Source organism: Pseudoalteromonas sp. NZS127 (assembly GCF_015864805.1).
GTDB classification, from domain to species: domain Bacteria; phylum Pseudomonadota; class Gammaproteobacteria; order Enterobacterales; family Alteromonadaceae; genus Pseudoalteromonas; species Pseudoalteromonas nigrifaciens.
Genome location: NZ_JADYWN010000005.1, coordinates 199823 through 216111, shown reverse-complemented (window position 1 = coordinate 216111; position 16289 = coordinate 199823). Strand labels below are relative to the sequence as shown.

The following is a 16289-nucleotide window of genomic DNA, read 5'->3' as shown; positions in this document are numbered from 1 at the left end:
GCTTAGAATATTTAGTTAACTCGCACAGTTTATGTGCCTCGATAGCTCAGTCGGTAGAGCAGAGGATTGAAAATCCTCGTGTCCGTGGTTCGATTCCGCGTCGAGGCACCATTTATTAAAAAACCTCACATTTGTGAGGTTTTTTTGTTTATAAAGATTATTTTTCCCTGCATCCCATACAGCTTAAAATTGTTCCAGACTAATTTTAAGCTTATCAGTACACTACTTAGCAACCTCCTTAGTGATACAAACCACTTATAGTTACTTTCAACTTTCTTAATGATCATTAATGTCGAAATAGAGTATAAATAGTTATCCGATAGTTTATGGCTAATTATGTAATGTTATGTAAAGTAAGTTGAGCGTTTTAGTTCAAAGTGCTTGAATTACATTATAAATAGCAGTAATTCAGGTTTAATTATGATTTGGCAACAATACCAGCCAACTTTATTGGCACTCAGTATTGTGCTGCTCAGCGGCTGTGCGAGCAATATAAATTCACAGCAGCGCGAACAAGCACCTAACAATGTACCGCAGCAATGGCAACAAAAAACCTCTGCGCCGGTATTACACGTACAGCAGCAATGGCTTACACAATTACAAAATCCACAGCTGAATAAGCTTGTGGAGCAGGCACTTAAAAATAACCAGCAGCTTTTACAAAGTAGTTACGATGTAGCGATCCAAAAGCAGCAGTTAATTGTGTCGGGCGCTGCGTTGTGGCCAACTCTGGACTTATCTGCGCGTACTAGCCGTAGTAAAAATAACCGCCCAATTAGTTATAATAATGCAAGTTCAGTGAGCTTGAATTTAGGTTACGAAGTTGATTTATGGGGCAAGCTGTCAGATTCTAATCGCCAAGCTAATTTAAACTACTTAGCGCAACAGGCGCGCTTTGAACAAGCCAAACAACAGCTAGTTGCCGATGTAGTAAAGGGCTGGTTTGATGTAGTAACCGCAAAGCAATTACTTGATTTATATAAGCGCCGTGAAGCCAATGCTTTGCAAAATCTTGATATTATAGAGTCAGGTTATCGTCAAGGATTAAACGAAGCTCTCGATGTTTATTTAGCTCGCAACGAGCTAAATAATGAGCGTTCACGTATTGCTACTCAGCAAGCTAGCTTATTAACTACAGCAAGAGTACTTGAGCGTTTATTGGGAGATTATCCGAAAGGAATTATCTCGGCAAATAATGACCTACCAGTTATCAATACCGACATTCCACTAGGTTTACCCTCAGAGTTAATTACCCGAAAGCCAACATTACGTGCAAATTGGTATCAGCTTTTAGCAAGTGATGCAAACTTGGCTTATGCCCATAAGCAACGTTTTCCAAGTTTAAATTTAACGGCAAGTTTAAGTGATACTACTGATAGAGTAAGTGATTTGTTTTCGCCATCTAGCCTAGCATGGTCATTACTTGGCAGTATTTCAGCGCCTATTTTTAATGGCGGCCGGTTAAAAGCGAATGAAGAAATTGCGCGTTTAAATAGCCAAAAACAAGAGCAGCAGTATTTACAAACACTTTACGATGCTTTTAGCGACGTAGAAAATGCGATTACGCTACAGCAATCACTTAAAGCGCAATATACAAGCACGCTAGAAGCACAAGAAAATGCCCTTGCTGCCGAGCAATTATCGTTTGAGCAATATCAAAGTGGCTTGGTTAGCTACACTACAGTGCTTGATGCACAAGGACGCTCGTTCGATGCTCAAAGCTCCTTAATTAGTATTAAAAATCAATTGATAGCAAACCGAGTTAATTTACACCTTGCCCTTGGTGGCGATTTTGCAAACACTTCAACCGAACTACAGAGTAATAGCAATGAAAACTAAAACAGCAAAAATTATTATTCCAATCGCGGTTATTATTGCCACTATTTTAATCGTCATGTTTATTAAAGGTAACCCGCCAGAAGCTAATCGCTTTGGTGCACCACCAAAAGCATCAATTAATGTAGCAGTTCAAATGTTGCAGCCGCAAAACTATCAAGTGATGGTAGACAGCTACGGCACAGTAAAACCACGTACACAAAGCTTATTAGTTGCTCAAGCATCGGGTTTAATTATAAATATAAGCGATGACTTTAGAGAAGGTGGTTTTTTTAAAAAAGGTGCGGTACTAATCCAACTCGACGATAGAGACTATCAAGCAGAGGTTAAATCGGCACAGGCTAACTTATTAACAGCAAAGCAAGGCCTTTTAGAAGAACAAGCCCGCGGGCAGCAGGCTATTATAGATTGGCAGCGTTTAGGTAATGATAAACCTGCAAGTAGCTTGGTGCTACGTGAGCCACAATTAGCTGCAGCACAAGCACAAGTATTATCGGCGCAAGCAACACTTGAAAAAGCTAAGTTAAACCTAGAGCGTACCCAAATAATAGCGCCTTTTGCAGGACGAGTACTTAGTCGTAATGTAGATTTAGGCCAAGTTGTTAGCAACAATACTCAGCTCGCTACTATTTACGCAATAGACAGCGTAGAGATTCGGTTGCCAATAAAAAACAAAGATCTACCTTTTATTAATTTACCTGAGCAGTACCGCGACGGTGCTAAAAACCAGGCCGGATCCGTGATTAAATTTAGCTCTGATTTAGTTGGTGAGCAAACATGGCAAGGGCAGTTGGCGCGTACCGAAGGTGCTATTGATGAAAGTGCACAGCAACTCTACGTGGTTGCTAAAATTAATGACCCTTATAAAGCAACACAAAGTAATCAATACCCAATAAAAATAGGGCAATACGTTAAAGCGCAGATCACCGGAAAAACAGTTTCTGATGCACTTATTATTGCAAATAGCACTATTTATCAGGGGTCTTACGTTTATATTGTTGAGCAGGGAGTATTAAAGCGTAAAGATATAACGCTTGCATGGCAAAATGCCGCATTTGCAATGATAAAAACCGGCTTGAAAGCAGGTGATAAACTTGTTATTACGCCACTGGGGCAAGTTAGTTCGGGTACACAAGTGAATATTTTAGGCGAAGATAATAAAGCGACTAAACCACAAAGTATGAAGCAACGCCCAACAGCAGAGCAATTAGCACAACAAGCAAAAGAGCAAGGCATTAGTGTTGCAGAGCTAGTAAAAAAACGTCGCGCAGCAAAGCAAGGAGATAAGCCATGATTGCTTGGTTTACCAAAAACCATGTTGCTGCCAATTTATTGTTAGTAACTTTGTTGCTGTCTGGGCTGTTTAGTTTATCGACGAAAATACCGATCGAAGTATTTCCTTCGTTTGAAACCGATATGATCAGCATTCAGGTTAGTTTACGTGGCGCGACGCCAGAGGATGTTGAGCAAGGTGTCACTATACGTATAGAGGAGTCTGTACAAGATTTAGAGGGTATAAAGCAAATATTTAGCCGCTCATCTGAAGGTTCGGGCTCTGTCACTGTTGAAGTGGAAAGCGGCTACGATCCTCGAGAGTTGCTCGCTGATATAAAAAGCCGTGTTGATGCTATTAATACCTTTCCTGGGGATGCTGAAAAACCCATCGTTGCTCTAGCTGAGCGAAAACGAGAGGTTATAGCGGTAACTGTATCTAGTGATTATGGCGAAAAAGAAACTCGCGAGTATGCAGAGCAAGTACGCGATCAAATATTACGTTTACCCAGTGTAACGCAGGTTGAGTTAAGTGGCGTGCGCGACTACGAACTGGCTATTGAAGTAAGCCAAGATACATTGCGCCAATATGACTTAACACTGGCGCAAATTTCTAATGCGGTTGCTAACTCAAGCTCAGACATTTCTGCGGGTAACTTAAAAACCCAAGGTGGCGATGTACTTATTAGCTCAAAAGGACAAGCATACCGAAAAGATGAATTTGCCAGCATAGTGGTTAAAAACCAAAGCGACGGTACTATTATTCGCTTAGGTGATATAGCCACAATTAATGACGGCTTTGAAGAAACCCCAGTGCGTACACGTTTTAACGGAAAACAAGCCGCTTTTATCGACGTATACCGAATAGGCCCACAAAGTGCAATTACTGTTGCCGATGAAGTAAAAGCTTATATAAATGCCCAGCAACCTTCATTGCCGCAAGGTTTTGCATTAAGTTATTGGGATGACGACTCAGAGCTAGTTAAAAGCCGTATTGCCACACTCACCACTAACGCCTTGCAAGGCGGTATTTTAGTGCTGGCACTGCTAACCTTATTTTTACGCCCAGCTATCGCATTTTGGGTGTTTATTGGTATTCCGGTGTCGTTCATGGGGGCATTTATTGCTATGCCTATTTTTGGCGTAACGCTTAATGTAATGAGCTTGTTTGGTTTTATTTTAGTACTCGGTATTGTGGTTGATGATGCCATAGTCACCGGAGAGAACGTTTACACCCATTTAAAAACAGCCGAATCGGGCGAACAAGCTGCCATATTAGGTACCCAAGAAGTAGCAACGCCAGTGACTTTTGGTGTATTAACCACGGTAGCGGCCTTTTTGCCATTAGCCTTTATTGAAGGTGCACGCGGGGCATTATTTGCACAAATTCCGGTGGTGGTTATTCCGGTATTATTGTTTTCTTTAATTGAATCTAAATTTGTTTTACCTGCACATTTAAAATATATAAAGCTACGTCACCAAAAAAGTAAGCAATCAAAGTTTGATCTGCTACAGCAACGTTTTGCTGATGGCTTTGAAAGTGCGATTTTAAAATATTATCAACCTATTCTTAATTTAGCTCTGCGCCATAAACTGGCAACGGTGAGCTTATTTGTTGGCGTGTTTTTAATTATTTTAACTATGATCACCAGTGGTTGGACTAAGTTTGTATTTTTTCCACGTATTCCCAGCGAAACCGTACGAGTAAACTTAACCCTGCCTGCTGGCACGCCGTTTGAAGTAACTAATAAGTACGTGATTGATATGTCGCAAAAGGCGCAGCAATTACAAGAAAAATACCGTGACCCTGATACGGGGGAGAGCGTTATTTTAAATATTTTAGCAACAACGGGCGGGCGCGGCGGAGTATCTAACTCAGGCGCAGTACGCTTTGAAATTACCCCAGCTGAAAAACGTGATTCAGATATAGGCTCACGCGAGCTTGCCAGTGAATGGCGCGAATTAATTGGCGTTATTCCCGGCGCTGAAAGTCTCACCTTTAGAGCCGAAATAGGTCGTAGTTCAGATCCAATAGATGTGCAGCTTAGCGGTACATCGTTAAAGGTTTTACAAGACGTGGCAGATCATATTAAAACACGTTTATCGACCTACCCAACTGTATTCGATATTGCCGATAGTATGTCTGATGGTAAAGAAGAGTTACAAATAGAGCTTACAGAGCAAGGCTTAGCGCTGGGTTTAAATAGAGTAAATGTAGCAGGGCAAGTGCGTAACTCGTTTTTTGGCTCGCAAGTACAAAGGATCCAACGTGGGCGAGACGATGTGCGCGTAATGGTACGTTTGCCTATTGATGAAAGACGCTCGGTAGCCGACTTACAAAATATACTCATAAACACACCTGCCGGTGGCTCAGTGCCTTTATCGCATGTGGCTATTTTAATTACAGGGCAAAGCCCGTCTACTATCAATCGAATCGATCGTTACCGTACTTTAAATGTGACCGCCGATATAGAAAAAAGCAACACTAACATGACCATACTCCAAGCTGATTTATCCCAGTATTTGGATGAGCTAATGCAGCAATACCCAGGAGTTGATTATGCATTAGAAGGAGAAGCAAAAGAGCAAAGAGAGTCGTTTGGTTCACTTGCTTGGGCGTTAGTATTTGTATTTTTTATTATTTATGCGCTATTAGCGATACCGTTTAAATCGTATTTACAGCCATTAATAGTAATGAGTGTTATACCCTTTGGCATGATAGGCGCTGTAGTAGGGCATTGGATCATGGGAATGGAATTAACCATTATGAGCTTGCTTGGCATGCTAGCGTTAATTGGCGTAGTGGTTAATGACTCGCTGGTATTAGTTGACTATATTAATAAAAAACGCACAGAAGGGATTGAATTAATTGAGGTAGTTAAACTTGCCGGCGCGTCACGTTTTCGCCCAGTTATGCTAACTAGCTTAACCACTTTTATAGGATTAATGCCGTTATTATTTGAAAAAGCGACTCAAGCGCAATTTTTAATTCCTATGGCTGTGAGCTTAGGCTTTGGAATTATATTCGCCACCTTCATTACTTTATTGCTAGTACCGGTAAATTATATGCTCATGGAGCGTTTTCAGGGTTGGTTTAAGTAAATAAGTGTAAGCATTTAGAGTTTAGCTGTAAGTAAGGAATTACTTGCAGCTTTTTTTTGCCAAAGATTATAAAAATAATTTAGAAAGTTATAACAAAAAAGACAAATAAATAATAAGAGGGATTATAAAAATAAGAAGGTGTTCCCCAAAGTGTGGTGTTGGTGTCAGTCCTGAAACCTTGAGGTTTCAGGGCGGGAATCTGCGGTTTACCGTAGGCTTCTCGGTACATGCCGAGCTTGCACAATAGTATACGAACAGAAACCCTGGTATAAAATTTATCGGCTCAGGGACTTAACCAAGCTCCAGCACCCCAGGGAACAAATCCAGTATATAAGACATAATCGAAAGCTTAAACCCCAAAAGCAAAATATTATTTTGTTTGCGTGGTTATTGTGCACTTATCATTAGTTATTTACTTATGAGTGTGCTTTTTAGCCATAAATATGTTTTTTATATACTGAGCTTAATAAAGTCATACCGCAGCAGTAAATAGCTGCCGCTATTAAAGCGTTTAATAGTGGCCCTTAAGCGCTTTGATTATAGAATTTATTGGAGTTGCTTTTTATCGAGTGGTAGCATTGCCTTAACTAGCAAAATGAAGATATGACAATGAGCGATTTACCAGATTACGAAGAAGCCCAATTATTATTAGAAAAAAACGAAATATTTGTATCACCGGCCGAAGCGCACGGTGTAATTAGTGGTTTATTAGCTTGTGGGTTAACGATTGACGACAAAGAATACCTAGGGCTGTTAAGCGATGTGTTTAACGATGGTGATTCGTTTAGTAATAATTTAAAACAGTTTTTTGGCAGCATTTATAAGCAGGTCGTTGCTAGTTTTAATGATGAAGAGTTTGCGTTTGATTTGTTTTTACCCAGCGACGATGAAACACTTATAGATCAGGCTAATGGTTTGGTTTCTTGGGTTGCAGGTTTTATGCTTGGCTTTGGTTTAAAGCAAAAAGATTACGGTAAATTATCAGCCGATGTAAAAGAAGTTATTACCGATTTTAGCGAAATTACTCGCCTTGATACTACCTTTGAAGAAACTGAAGAAGACAGCCAAGCACTACATGAAGTGATTGAATATGTACGTGTGTCGGCATTACTTTGCTTTGCAGAGTTAGGTAAAGATCAAAGTGCTGCTAGCACTAAAAAAACACTTCATTAATAGTTTAAGTTAAACGGGTTTGTTGCACATGGTTGAAATACAAAAGTCAGAGTTTAAAGCACGTCGTGAGCGTCTGCTTGCAAAAATGGATAGTAACAGTGTGGCAATTATACCTGCGGCGAGCGAAGTTACGCGCAGCCGCGACACTCACTATGCATTTAGACAAGACAGTGACTTTTTTTACTTAACTGGTTTTAATGAGCCCGATGCCGTACTTGTACTTGCTCCAAATAGCGACACCCCCAGTACATTATTTTGCCTTAATAAAGATAAACTAGCCGAAGTATGGCATGGCCGTAGAATAGGCTTTGAAAAAGCAAAAAACGAATATTTGTTTGATGCAACCCATGAATTAAGTGAGTTGAGTGAACAGTTATTTAATTTGCTCAATGGCAAAGCGGTTTTATATTATGCGCAAGGTGCATATTCGGCTTTTGATGGGCGTGTTTTCTCTTTGCTTAATACTCTGCGCAGCGCCCCTAAAAAAGGTGACACAGCGCCAAGTACCATTAAAGATATTCGTTTGTTAATTCACGAAATGCGTTTATTTAAATCGCCAAGTGAAATAAACATTATGCGCGCAGGCTGCGAAATTAGCGCGCAAGGCCATGTTAGAGCAATGTGTTTTGCCCATAGCGGTGCAACCGAGTATCAATTAGAAGCAGAGCTACATCATCATTATGCAATGCATGGTGCGCGGCACCCAGCGTATGGCACTATTGTTGGTAGTGGCGACAATGCTAATATTTTACATTACACCCAAAACAGCGACGCCCTTAAAAGTGGCGATCTAGTGTTAATAGATTCAGATTGCGAGCTACAAGGCTACGCTGCTGATATTACACGTACATTTCCAGTGAATGGTAAATTTAGCCCCGAGCAAGCCGCGTTATATAATATTGTTCTTAAAGCGCAAGAAGTGGCGTTTGCAGAAATTAAACCCGGCGGTTATATGTCGCATGCTAATGCTTTAGCAATGGCAGTAATGACCCAAGGTCTACTAGATTTGGGTATTTTAACCGGCGACTTTGACGAGCTAATGGCAAAAGGTGCGTGTAAAGAATATTACATGCACGGGCTTGGACATTGGCTTGGTTTAGATGTACATGATGTTGGCGACTACAAATTAAATAACGCTGAGCGTGCATTTGAGCCGGGTATGGTACTGACCATTGAGCCTGGGCTTTATATCAGCGAAGATTCAAATGCACCGCAAAAATACCGAGGTATTGGTATTCGCATTGAAGATAACTTATTAGTAACCCCAAGTGGTTATGAAAACCTCACCCTAAGTGCGCCAAAAACCATAAGCGATATAGAAGCACTTATGCAAAGCAATAAAAGCGCATAAGACTAGGAGAAAAAAGTGCCTAAGCAGTTTGATGTTGTTGTTATTGGTGGCGGTTTAGCCGGTGCTAGCTGTGCGTTAAGTGTGGCTAAAATAAATCCCGCGCTTAGTATTGCTGTTGTTGAGGCTAATGAAGTAAGTAATGACTATCACCCAAGCTTTGATGATAGAAGCATAGCACTTGCTCAGCAGTCGGTAGAGTACTTGCAAGGCTTAAATTTATTTGCGTTAAATTCACCGTACGCTACAGCAATTAAAAAAGTAAGTGTGTCTGATCGTCACCATTTTGGTAAAGCAGATATTAACTGTGAAGAGTTTGCTAAAGATGCCCTTGGTTATGTGGTTGAAGTAAACCCGTTTGGCCGCTCGTTACATCAATTATTAAACGCTCAAATAAATATCAGTTTATATTGCCCTGATAGCGTAAGTGCCATTGAGCAGCAATTACATAATAATATAGTTACTTTGCAAAGTGGCGAGCAAATAGCCGCCAAGCTGTTAGTTATTGCCGACGGTGCACAGTCGCCAACTCGTAGCTTATTTGGACTTAAGTTTAACACTCAAGCTTATGAGCAAGGGGCTATTATTGCCAATATAGAAGTAGCTGGTGGGCATAATAACCATGCTTTTGAGCGATTTACGCAACATGGCCCCATGGCGCTATTACCTATGAGCAACAACCGCTATTCACTGGTGTGGTGTATGCAGCAACAGCACGTTGAGCAGCACATGGCACAAAGTGAAGACGACTTTATAAGCGCACTACAAAGTGCCTTTGGTTATCGCGGTGGTCAATTTACTAAAGTGGGTATGCGTGCTAATTACCCCTTAGTGTATGGGCAAGTAGAATCGCTTATTGCGCACCGCACGGTAGTAATAGGTAATGCTGCGCATGCAATTCATCCCATTGCAGGGCAAGGGTTTAATCTAGGCCTGCGAGATGTACAAGTACTTAGTAACTTAATTGCCCAGAGCCCAAATGACTTAGGCAGTTATGCATTTACTCGCGAGTATGCACAGCAGCGCAGCGCTGATATAAATAACGTGATGACCCTAACAGATGGTTTAGTAAGGCTTTTTTCAAATTCATCACGCATACTGGCACTTGGCCGTAGTATTGGGTTGTTTTCGATGGATTTATTCCCCTCTTTAAAAGCGCCATTGGCTAAGCAGTTAATGGGGCAAGTTAAACAAGGTCAAGGTTTATGAAACAAGTACAGGTATGTATTGTAGGTGGTGGCAGTGTAGGGCTTACCTTAGCGCTTGGGTTGGCAAAAGCGGGTATAAGCGTAGTCGTACTTGACGCTGCGCCAAAGCAAACACCGCCAACCGATAAATACGGCATGCGCGTAAGTGCGTTGAGTATTGCGAGTCAAACCTTGCTTGAACAATTAAACGTATGGCCACACATAGTTGCTTTGCGTGCTAGTGCCTATACCCATATGGATGTGCGCGATGCCGACAGCTTTGGCAAAATAGCTTTTAATAGTGAGCAACTAGAGCTTGATCATTTAGGTCATATAGTTGAAAACGATATTATTTGCTACGCGCTTATAAAGGAGTTGGAGCAGCAGGCAAATGCTACGCTGATGTTCGACACTTGTTATCAGCAAATACATCAAAGCGAATCGGATGTATTTGTTACTTTAAAAAGTGGTGAGCCAATCATTGCAAAGCTGCTGGTGGCCGCCGATGGTGCAAATTCGGCAATTCGAAAGCAGTTTAATATGGCGCTGAGCTTTAAAGACTACGACCACCATGCATTGGTGGCTACAGTTAAAACCCAAGAGCCACACGCCAATACCGCACGCCAAGTGTTTTTACCAAGCGGGCCATTAGCATTTTTACCTTTGAGCGATGCCAACACCCATTCAATTGTGTGGTCTACAAATCCAACGCATTGTGAAGAGCTATTAGCAATGGACGACAACCAGTTTAACAAAGCCATTATGGCGGCAATAGACGGCCAATGTGGTTTGTGTGAAGTGCAAAGTGTACGCGCTACATTTCCACTTAAAATGCGTTATGCCCAGCAATGGGTTGCAGGTAAAGTCGTATTAATTGGTGATGCTGCACATACGATTCATCCGCTTGCAGGCTTGGGGATGAACCTAGGCCTAAAAGATGCCGCTTATTTAATTGAGTTACTAACAAGTGATAATAAAGAATTTGCCAGCACGCGTACTTTACGTGATTACGAGCGCACCCGTAAACTCGATGCGCAAAAACACATTGCCATGATGTACTCTTTAAAAGAGTTATTTGCCGGTGCTAACCCAATTAAAAAACTAATACGTGGAGTTGGGCTTTCAATGGTTGATAACTTAGGCCCAATAAAGCACTTGTTTGCTAAAGAAGCGATAGGAAAGTAAGCGTATTATTAAGCGCACGAGTAAGCGCACGAGTAAGCGCACGAGTAAGCGCACGAGTAAGCGAATAAAAAGCCGTGGTTATTTTAACCGCGGCTTTTTATTACCTATGTTGAATTAAAGAGTTAAGTAACGTTTAATTTTTAGCCAATATTTTTAGGTAGTGTTTTTTATATATTGCAGTGGGGTGCAGTTATACCAGCGTTTAAAAGCACGATTAAATGAACTTTGGTCGTTAAAGCCAAGTTTAATTGCTATGTTACTTAATGGCTCTTTGCCAATGCACAGTATTACGCGCCTTTTACGCTCTTGCTCAAGTAAGTCGGCAAACGATATTTGTTCGCGCTTTAAATGGCGTTGCAAGGTGCGCGGGGTCATGTTTAGCGCGCCTGCTGTGCGTATTAAACTGCAGTCGATTAAGTCATTTTTAGCTATAAATAACTGGCTAATTTTTTCGGTTAGTAGCTGCTGGCTTTTAAAGCGTGAAAGTTGCTGCTCAGAAACCTGTTTAAGCACTAAATTAATTTGCGTATTGTCGGTTTTAAATGGCAGTGCTAAATAACTGCTCGGAAATACCACTTGGTTATACTGTGCGTTAGTTTTAACGGGGCAGTTAAACCAGTGTGTGAGTACTGTTTTTTCATTGCTGGTAAAAGCTTGGGTAAAATAAATAGTACTGGGCGATAGCTGTGGATTTAATAGTTGTCGAATAACACTTACCCAAGCGGTCATATTACGTAAAATAACCTGTGGGCTACAGTTAGCATTAGGTAGCCAACGAATAATTGCCAACTCACCTTGCTGTTCAAACTCTGCTCTACCAATATCTGCAACTAAACTGTCGTAGTTAAGTAGTGCGGTAATAGCGCTGGCTAAGTTATTACTCGATTCAATTAAGTAACCCAATATGCCAAAGTCGGCAGTTCGAATTTGCTGACCAAGCTTAAAGCCAAACAAAGGCTCGTTTAGAGTTTGCTGAGCATAATTTAGCAGTGCGTTGTAACTGTTTAAGCTAATGCGTGGCGCGAGTTGCTGAGCTTGCTTATTACTGTATTCATTAAAGTTAATAGCCGACAAAACAGCTTGGCTATTAAGTCCAAGTGTTTCAAGGTAATCAATACAGCTTGAAAAATAATGATCGGCAAGTGTGCTCATTTGTCGCCTAAAGCTAAAAAATGGTCGTGTAACAGCAAGTTTGCCACGAAAAAATTTTATATGGTAGGGCATTATGAAAATACTTATTATATAAAAATGATACAAATAACCTTAAAACAAAAGATTGCAGCAACGCCTCTACAAGTCAGAGACGCTTTGCTTGATCATGCGCAATTAGAACGTTTTTTTAATGCTAAATTTGTCCTGTTAAAAAAGCAAAATGAAGGCGAAATTATTGGCGGTAAAGGTGCTATTAGGCAAGTTATAATGGCAGGAGTTCGCTTTGAAGAGCGTATAATTAGCGCCGATAGCAATCATATTAGTTATCAAATAATAGGTAATAAACCAGTTGCAGAGCATCGTGGCGATATTTATTTTTGCGTTAGTGACAATGCCCCAACAAGCACCGAAGTTACCTATAACATACGCTGTAAAACACCGTGGTGGCTGCCAAGCCTGGTGATTAAATTTTTTATTAAAAAAGATATAGCACAAGCGCTTAATAAACTAAAAGCCAACTTTAAGGGCAACATATCATGAGCATAGAAATAATTTTACTTGCCCTTAGTCCTGTATTTATTATTTTTGTAAGTTATGAATTTATTAAATATCGGCGTTATTACGACATAAAAGACAGCTTGGCGAATACAGCACTGGCGCTTATGCACCAAGGCGCCGATGCAATTGCTTTAATTGTGCTAATGCCATTTTTTTATTGGTTGCATCAATATAGGTTATTTGATATTGAACTGTCGGTGCTGACGATATTTGGCGCATTTTTACTACAAGACTTTTTGTATTATTGGTTTCATAAAGCGTCACACCATATTCATTGGTTATGGGCTGCCCATGTGGTGCATCACAGTTCAACTAAAATGAACTTTTCAACCGCATTTAGGCAAAGCTTAATGTATCCGCTTGCGGGTATGTGGTTATTTTGGTTGCCAATGATATTAATCGGCTTTGATCCGCTGAGTGTATTTACCGTAGTGGCGCTTAATTTGGCCTATCAGTTTTTTGTGCATACCCAAACGGTAAATACACTAGGCTGGTTTGAAAAGGTATTTAACACCCCATCGCATCATCGAGTACATCATGCTATTAACCCCGGCTACTTAGATAAAAATTTTGCCGGTGTACTCATTATTTGGGATAAGTTATTTGGCACTTACGCCGAGGAAAAAGCCGATAAACCGTGTAAGTACGGTATTGTTGGGCAGTTAAATAGTAACAACCCACTGACCATAACTTTTCATCAATGGGCTTATTTAGTAAAAAGTGCATTTAAAGCAAAAGGGGTAACGGCAAAGCTAAAAGTGATATTTGGTTACCCTACAAGTTCCAATTAACTGCTTATTTAACACGTCGAAAGGAAATGTTTTTACTGCGTGGTGCACCTAATATAATGAATAAGTGACAAATACATACCGACAAAAATGCACTCACACCTAAAGCACCGCCGTAGCCGTCGAGTATGGGTACTAAGTACTCAAATAATAACGAAAATATAACAGCGGAGCTGGCAAGCGTATATATGCCAAAGCGGTGTGGGGCGCTCATACCAATAAAAGTACCACCAAAAAACACAACGCTGTATAACTCAGGATCAAGGTTAAGCCAGTAAAAAATTAAGTAAGTAACTATAGATAAGGCCGCAGAAGCTCTAATACCATCAAAACGACTATGCTTGGCTAAATAAAATGTTAAAAAAGCGCCTATCAAAGCTAATATAGAATATTCAATACTCATTACACTAAGCCTTTAGCTAAAGAATACAAAGCAACACTTGCAAAGGCTACGCTGCCTAATCGGCCACCAAAACCAGCAAATGCATTTAAGGTAAGGGTGTATAGCGTTGCGCCAATAATTGAGATTATCGCCACTTCCCAGTAGCTAGTAATTAAGCTAGTTGAGCACATACCGGCAAAGCTACCTGCATATATGGCCGCATAAGGGTGGTTTTGATAAAGCTTAGGAAAAGGAATAAACGAGCCAGCTAGCCCGGTTAATGCTGCAGATATAACAAGTGGTAATGCAAATGTTGTATGCATTACAAAGCACGACATACAGCCGGCAAAAAATGTGATGGACTTTAATAATAAAAATTTAATCATAGCGCGCAAATTAGTACCTTATAGCGTGCGTATAATAAAGTAACACTTTTATGTTTGATAGCTCAAAGCTAGAATTTTATAGCATAACTAATAATAGCTAATTGCCAAAAATAGTAGGTGTCAGAATTTAATCATTTTATTAGCCTAATAGTTGTAAGGGCTGTAAATGCTAAAATATACTCGTTAATGTTCTATAAATTACAAAGCATGTATAATGCTGACTGTTTAATTTATTAAAAGCTATTATCAAGGGTAATTTATGTCTAACTGTTTACATCTGGCTATTCCGGCTGGTGATTTAAATATAGCTAAAACTTTTTATTGCGATGTGCTTGGCTGTAAAACCGGAAATAGCGAGCAAGGACGCTGGATAGATATTGATTTTTGGGGTAACGAGTTAACACTGCACCAAAGTGTTGAGCGCCTACCTACAGTTCGTCATGATGTTGATATGGGCGCAGTTGCCGTACCACATTTTGGCATTCATTTATCTGAAAACGAATTTAATGCGTTAAAGCAACGTATTGAAAGCGCGGGCTTGGAGTATTTAGATAAGCCATATCGTCGTTTTATAGGAGATGAGTTTGAACAAGAAACATTTTTTATAGAAGATCCTAACGGTAACGTACTCGAAATGAAAACCATGGTTAACCCCGAGGTTTTATTTAAGAAAAGTTGATTGTACGCGCTCGCTTGTTTACTTTATTTAATAAGGCAAACAAGCGGGGCAGTAATAATTTAGTTACCTTTATTGTGGGCTAGCGGGGCTTAATACAAGTTTACTAAAGCTCACTTGTGCATAGTCACCGTTTTGTTTATCTGTAGCCCAGTCGCCCGTACCTAAACAGCCCGGATACCAAATGCCTTTAGCATTTTTGGTACTACATTGGTTATACGCGCCTGCTTTAAAGTAGTGCCAATCAGCCGCATACCCATGCGGGTGATCTTTTTCGTCTACGTTGCCATACGCATCTACGTTATTACCTAAGTTAATAGAGTAGCTAACATCGTTTTTGCCTGCTGTGCTAAATGTTAGGTGCATCACATTTTTATACACATTTACTGTGTAACTAAACTCTTCACCTAACGCGATACCAGCATTGCCTGGCTCGTTAGGGTTTTCCCATGTGTTACCCCAAACAGGATAAGCTATATCAGTACGGTTAGGATCTGTTTTTGGTAGGTTACGCTCGTAGTTCCAAAAAACCGATCCCGTTTTATGTCCAGGCCACTTTTTATAATATATTTTTAGTGGCTCGTTACCCCAGCCATAACCAAGCTTAGTGTCAATAAGCGCCTGATCTTTACCTGCGTGAATTTGCCCCACAACAACAGAGTAGGCTGCATTTTTACTTGGATCAGTAGCACGTAATGCAACATGATCTACTTTTAGCGTTGCTTCCATTTTGCCACCAATAGAGCCAAATCGATCCGATAGTGGGTGTACAGCAAGAGCAAAATTATTTTTAGGACTTTTGGTTTTTATTTTGGTATTTGCTCCGCGGAGCATTTGCCTAAATTCACTGCGCGTATTGGTAGAATTGGCACTGGTGAGTGCTTTGTTTGGCGAGGTGAATACCATGTAACCTTTATCATCCAGGTAGAAAAAATCAGGATGTGAGTAAGTCTGAATTTCTTTAACATCTATTTCATCAATTTTACCGTCGTTATCTAAATCAACCGGTACATTAATTTTCCAATGAGATAAATCAAATTTAGAGGCGGGTACTAATGGGTTAGCTTGTTGCTCAGTGCTTTTTGGTTGTTGGCTAACACAACCAATAACCAAAGAGGTAGTGAGGGCAATTAAAGCGCCGGGCTTAATAAGATGTGTAATGTTATTTTTATTCATTAGTACCTCAGTATAAAGTTAAATATTTACATTGTTGCACATGACTGTAACGTATTTAAAACCAACTT

Annotated in this window: 14 protein-coding genes, 1 tRNA gene and 1 other RNA gene; 11 read left to right on the top strand and 5 right to left on the bottom strand. The window is 40.3% G+C overall.

The window, feature by feature from the left end; translation table 11 throughout:
- The first annotated feature begins 35 nt into the window (after positions 1-35).
- The 4 genes from I6E78_RS07480 to I6E78_RS07465 all read left to right on the top strand — a co-directional run bounded on the left by I6E78_RS07480 (position 36) and on the right by I6E78_RS07465 (position 6210).
- A tRNA-Phe gene (locus tag I6E78_RS07480) sits at positions 36-111 on the top strand.
- Positions 112-420: 309 nt separating this feature from the next.
- Positions 421-1839 carry an efflux transporter outer membrane subunit gene (locus tag I6E78_RS07475; RefSeq protein ID WP_086993246.1) on the top strand — a complete coding sequence of 473 codons (1419 nt, stop codon included), beginning with the start codon at positions 421-423 and terminating at the stop codon, positions 1837-1839.
- Complete coding sequence (locus tag I6E78_RS07470) at positions 1829-3130, top strand: efflux RND transporter periplasmic adaptor subunit (RefSeq protein WP_197182230.1); 1302 nt, start codon at positions 1829-1831, stop codon at positions 3128-3130. Before I6E78_RS07475 ends, I6E78_RS07470 begins: the two co-directional genes overlap by 11 nt.
- Positions 3127-6210, top strand: a complete 3084-nt coding sequence (locus tag I6E78_RS07465; protein WP_197182229.1) for an efflux RND transporter permease subunit — start codon at positions 3127-3129, stop codon at positions 6208-6210. Before I6E78_RS07470 ends, I6E78_RS07465 begins: the two co-directional genes overlap by 4 nt.
- A gap of 138 nt (positions 6211-6348) precedes the next feature.
- On the opposite strand, the gene ssrS is transcribed toward I6E78_RS07465, so the two are convergent.
- Positions 6349-6530, bottom strand: a non-coding RNA gene (gene ssrS / locus I6E78_RS07460) — 6S RNA.
- A 289-nt stretch (positions 6531-6819) separates the two neighbouring features.
- On the opposite strand from ssrS, the gene I6E78_RS07455 reads away from it, so the two are divergent.
- The 4 genes from I6E78_RS07455 to I6E78_RS07440 are packed head-to-tail and all read left to right on the top strand — an operon-like array spanning position 6820 to position 11103.
- Entirely contained in the window at positions 6820-7383 is a 564-nt protein-coding gene (locus I6E78_RS07455) for a UPF0149 family protein (RefSeq protein WP_182683824.1), read from the top strand.
- A gap of 28 nt (positions 7384-7411) precedes the next feature.
- Entirely contained in the window at positions 7412-8734 is a 1323-nt protein-coding gene (gene pepP, locus I6E78_RS07450) for a Xaa-Pro aminopeptidase (RefSeq protein ID WP_197182228.1), read from the top strand.
- A 15-nt stretch (positions 8735-8749) separates the two neighbouring features.
- On the top strand, positions 8750-9940 hold the full coding sequence (gene ubiH / locus I6E78_RS07445; RefSeq protein ID WP_089367785.1) for a 2-octaprenyl-6-methoxyphenyl hydroxylase: 1191 nt from the start codon (positions 8750-8752) through the stop codon (positions 9938-9940).
- Positions 9937-11103, top strand: a complete 1167-nt coding sequence (locus tag I6E78_RS07440; protein WP_197182227.1) for an FAD-dependent oxidoreductase — start codon at positions 9937-9939, stop codon at positions 11101-11103. The genes ubiH and I6E78_RS07440 overlap by 4 nt, the downstream gene beginning before the upstream one ends.
- A 153-nt stretch (positions 11104-11256) precedes the next feature.
- Here I6E78_RS07440 and I6E78_RS07435 read toward each other — a convergent pair whose 3' ends face one another.
- Positions 11257-12255: an AraC family transcriptional regulator gene (locus I6E78_RS07435; RefSeq protein ID WP_197182226.1), complete on the bottom strand. Its 999-nt coding sequence runs from the start codon at positions 12253-12255 to the stop codon at positions 11257-11259.
- Positions 12256-12351: 96 nt separating this feature from the next.
- Here I6E78_RS07435 and I6E78_RS07430 point away from each other — a divergent pair, with 96 nt between their 5' ends.
- Together I6E78_RS07430 and I6E78_RS07425 are read left to right on the top strand one after the other, a co-directional pair.
- Entirely contained in the window at positions 12352-12795 is a 444-nt protein-coding gene (locus tag I6E78_RS07430; RefSeq protein WP_089368931.1) for an SRPBCC family protein, read from the top strand.
- The gene (locus I6E78_RS07425; RefSeq protein ID WP_193038825.1) at positions 12792-13604 is read left to right on the top strand and encodes a sterol desaturase family protein; all 813 of its coding nucleotides are present in this window, start codon (positions 12792-12794) and stop codon (positions 13602-13604) included. The genes I6E78_RS07430 and I6E78_RS07425 overlap by 4 nt, the downstream gene beginning before the upstream one ends.
- Positions 13605-13608: 4 nt before the next feature.
- Here I6E78_RS07425 and I6E78_RS07420 read toward each other — a convergent pair whose 3' ends face one another.
- Positions 13609-14004 (bottom strand): hypothetical protein, encoded by a 396-nt coding sequence (locus I6E78_RS07420; RefSeq protein WP_011327268.1) that lies wholly within the window; start codon positions 14002-14004, stop codon positions 13609-13611.
- Complete coding sequence (locus tag I6E78_RS07415; RefSeq protein WP_182683821.1) at positions 14004-14369, bottom strand: hypothetical protein; 366 nt, start codon at positions 14367-14369, stop codon at positions 14004-14006. Before I6E78_RS07415 ends, I6E78_RS07420 begins: the two co-directional genes overlap by 1 nt.
- Before the next feature lie 259 nt (positions 14370-14628).
- Here I6E78_RS07415 and I6E78_RS07410 point away from each other — a divergent pair, with 259 nt between their 5' ends.
- A complete protein-coding gene (locus I6E78_RS07410) occupies positions 14629-15048 on the top strand; it encodes a VOC family protein (RefSeq protein WP_011327270.1) in 420 nt (139 codons plus the stop codon).
- A 69-nt stretch (positions 15049-15117) separates the two neighbouring features.
- Here the strand turns inward: I6E78_RS07410 and I6E78_RS07405 are convergent, their stop codons facing one another.
- The gene (locus I6E78_RS07405; protein ID WP_197182225.1) at positions 15118-16221 is read right to left on the bottom strand and encodes a polysaccharide lyase family 7 protein; all 1104 of its coding nucleotides are present in this window, start codon (positions 16219-16221) and stop codon (positions 15118-15120) included.
- Positions 16222-16289 lie beyond the last annotated feature (68 nt).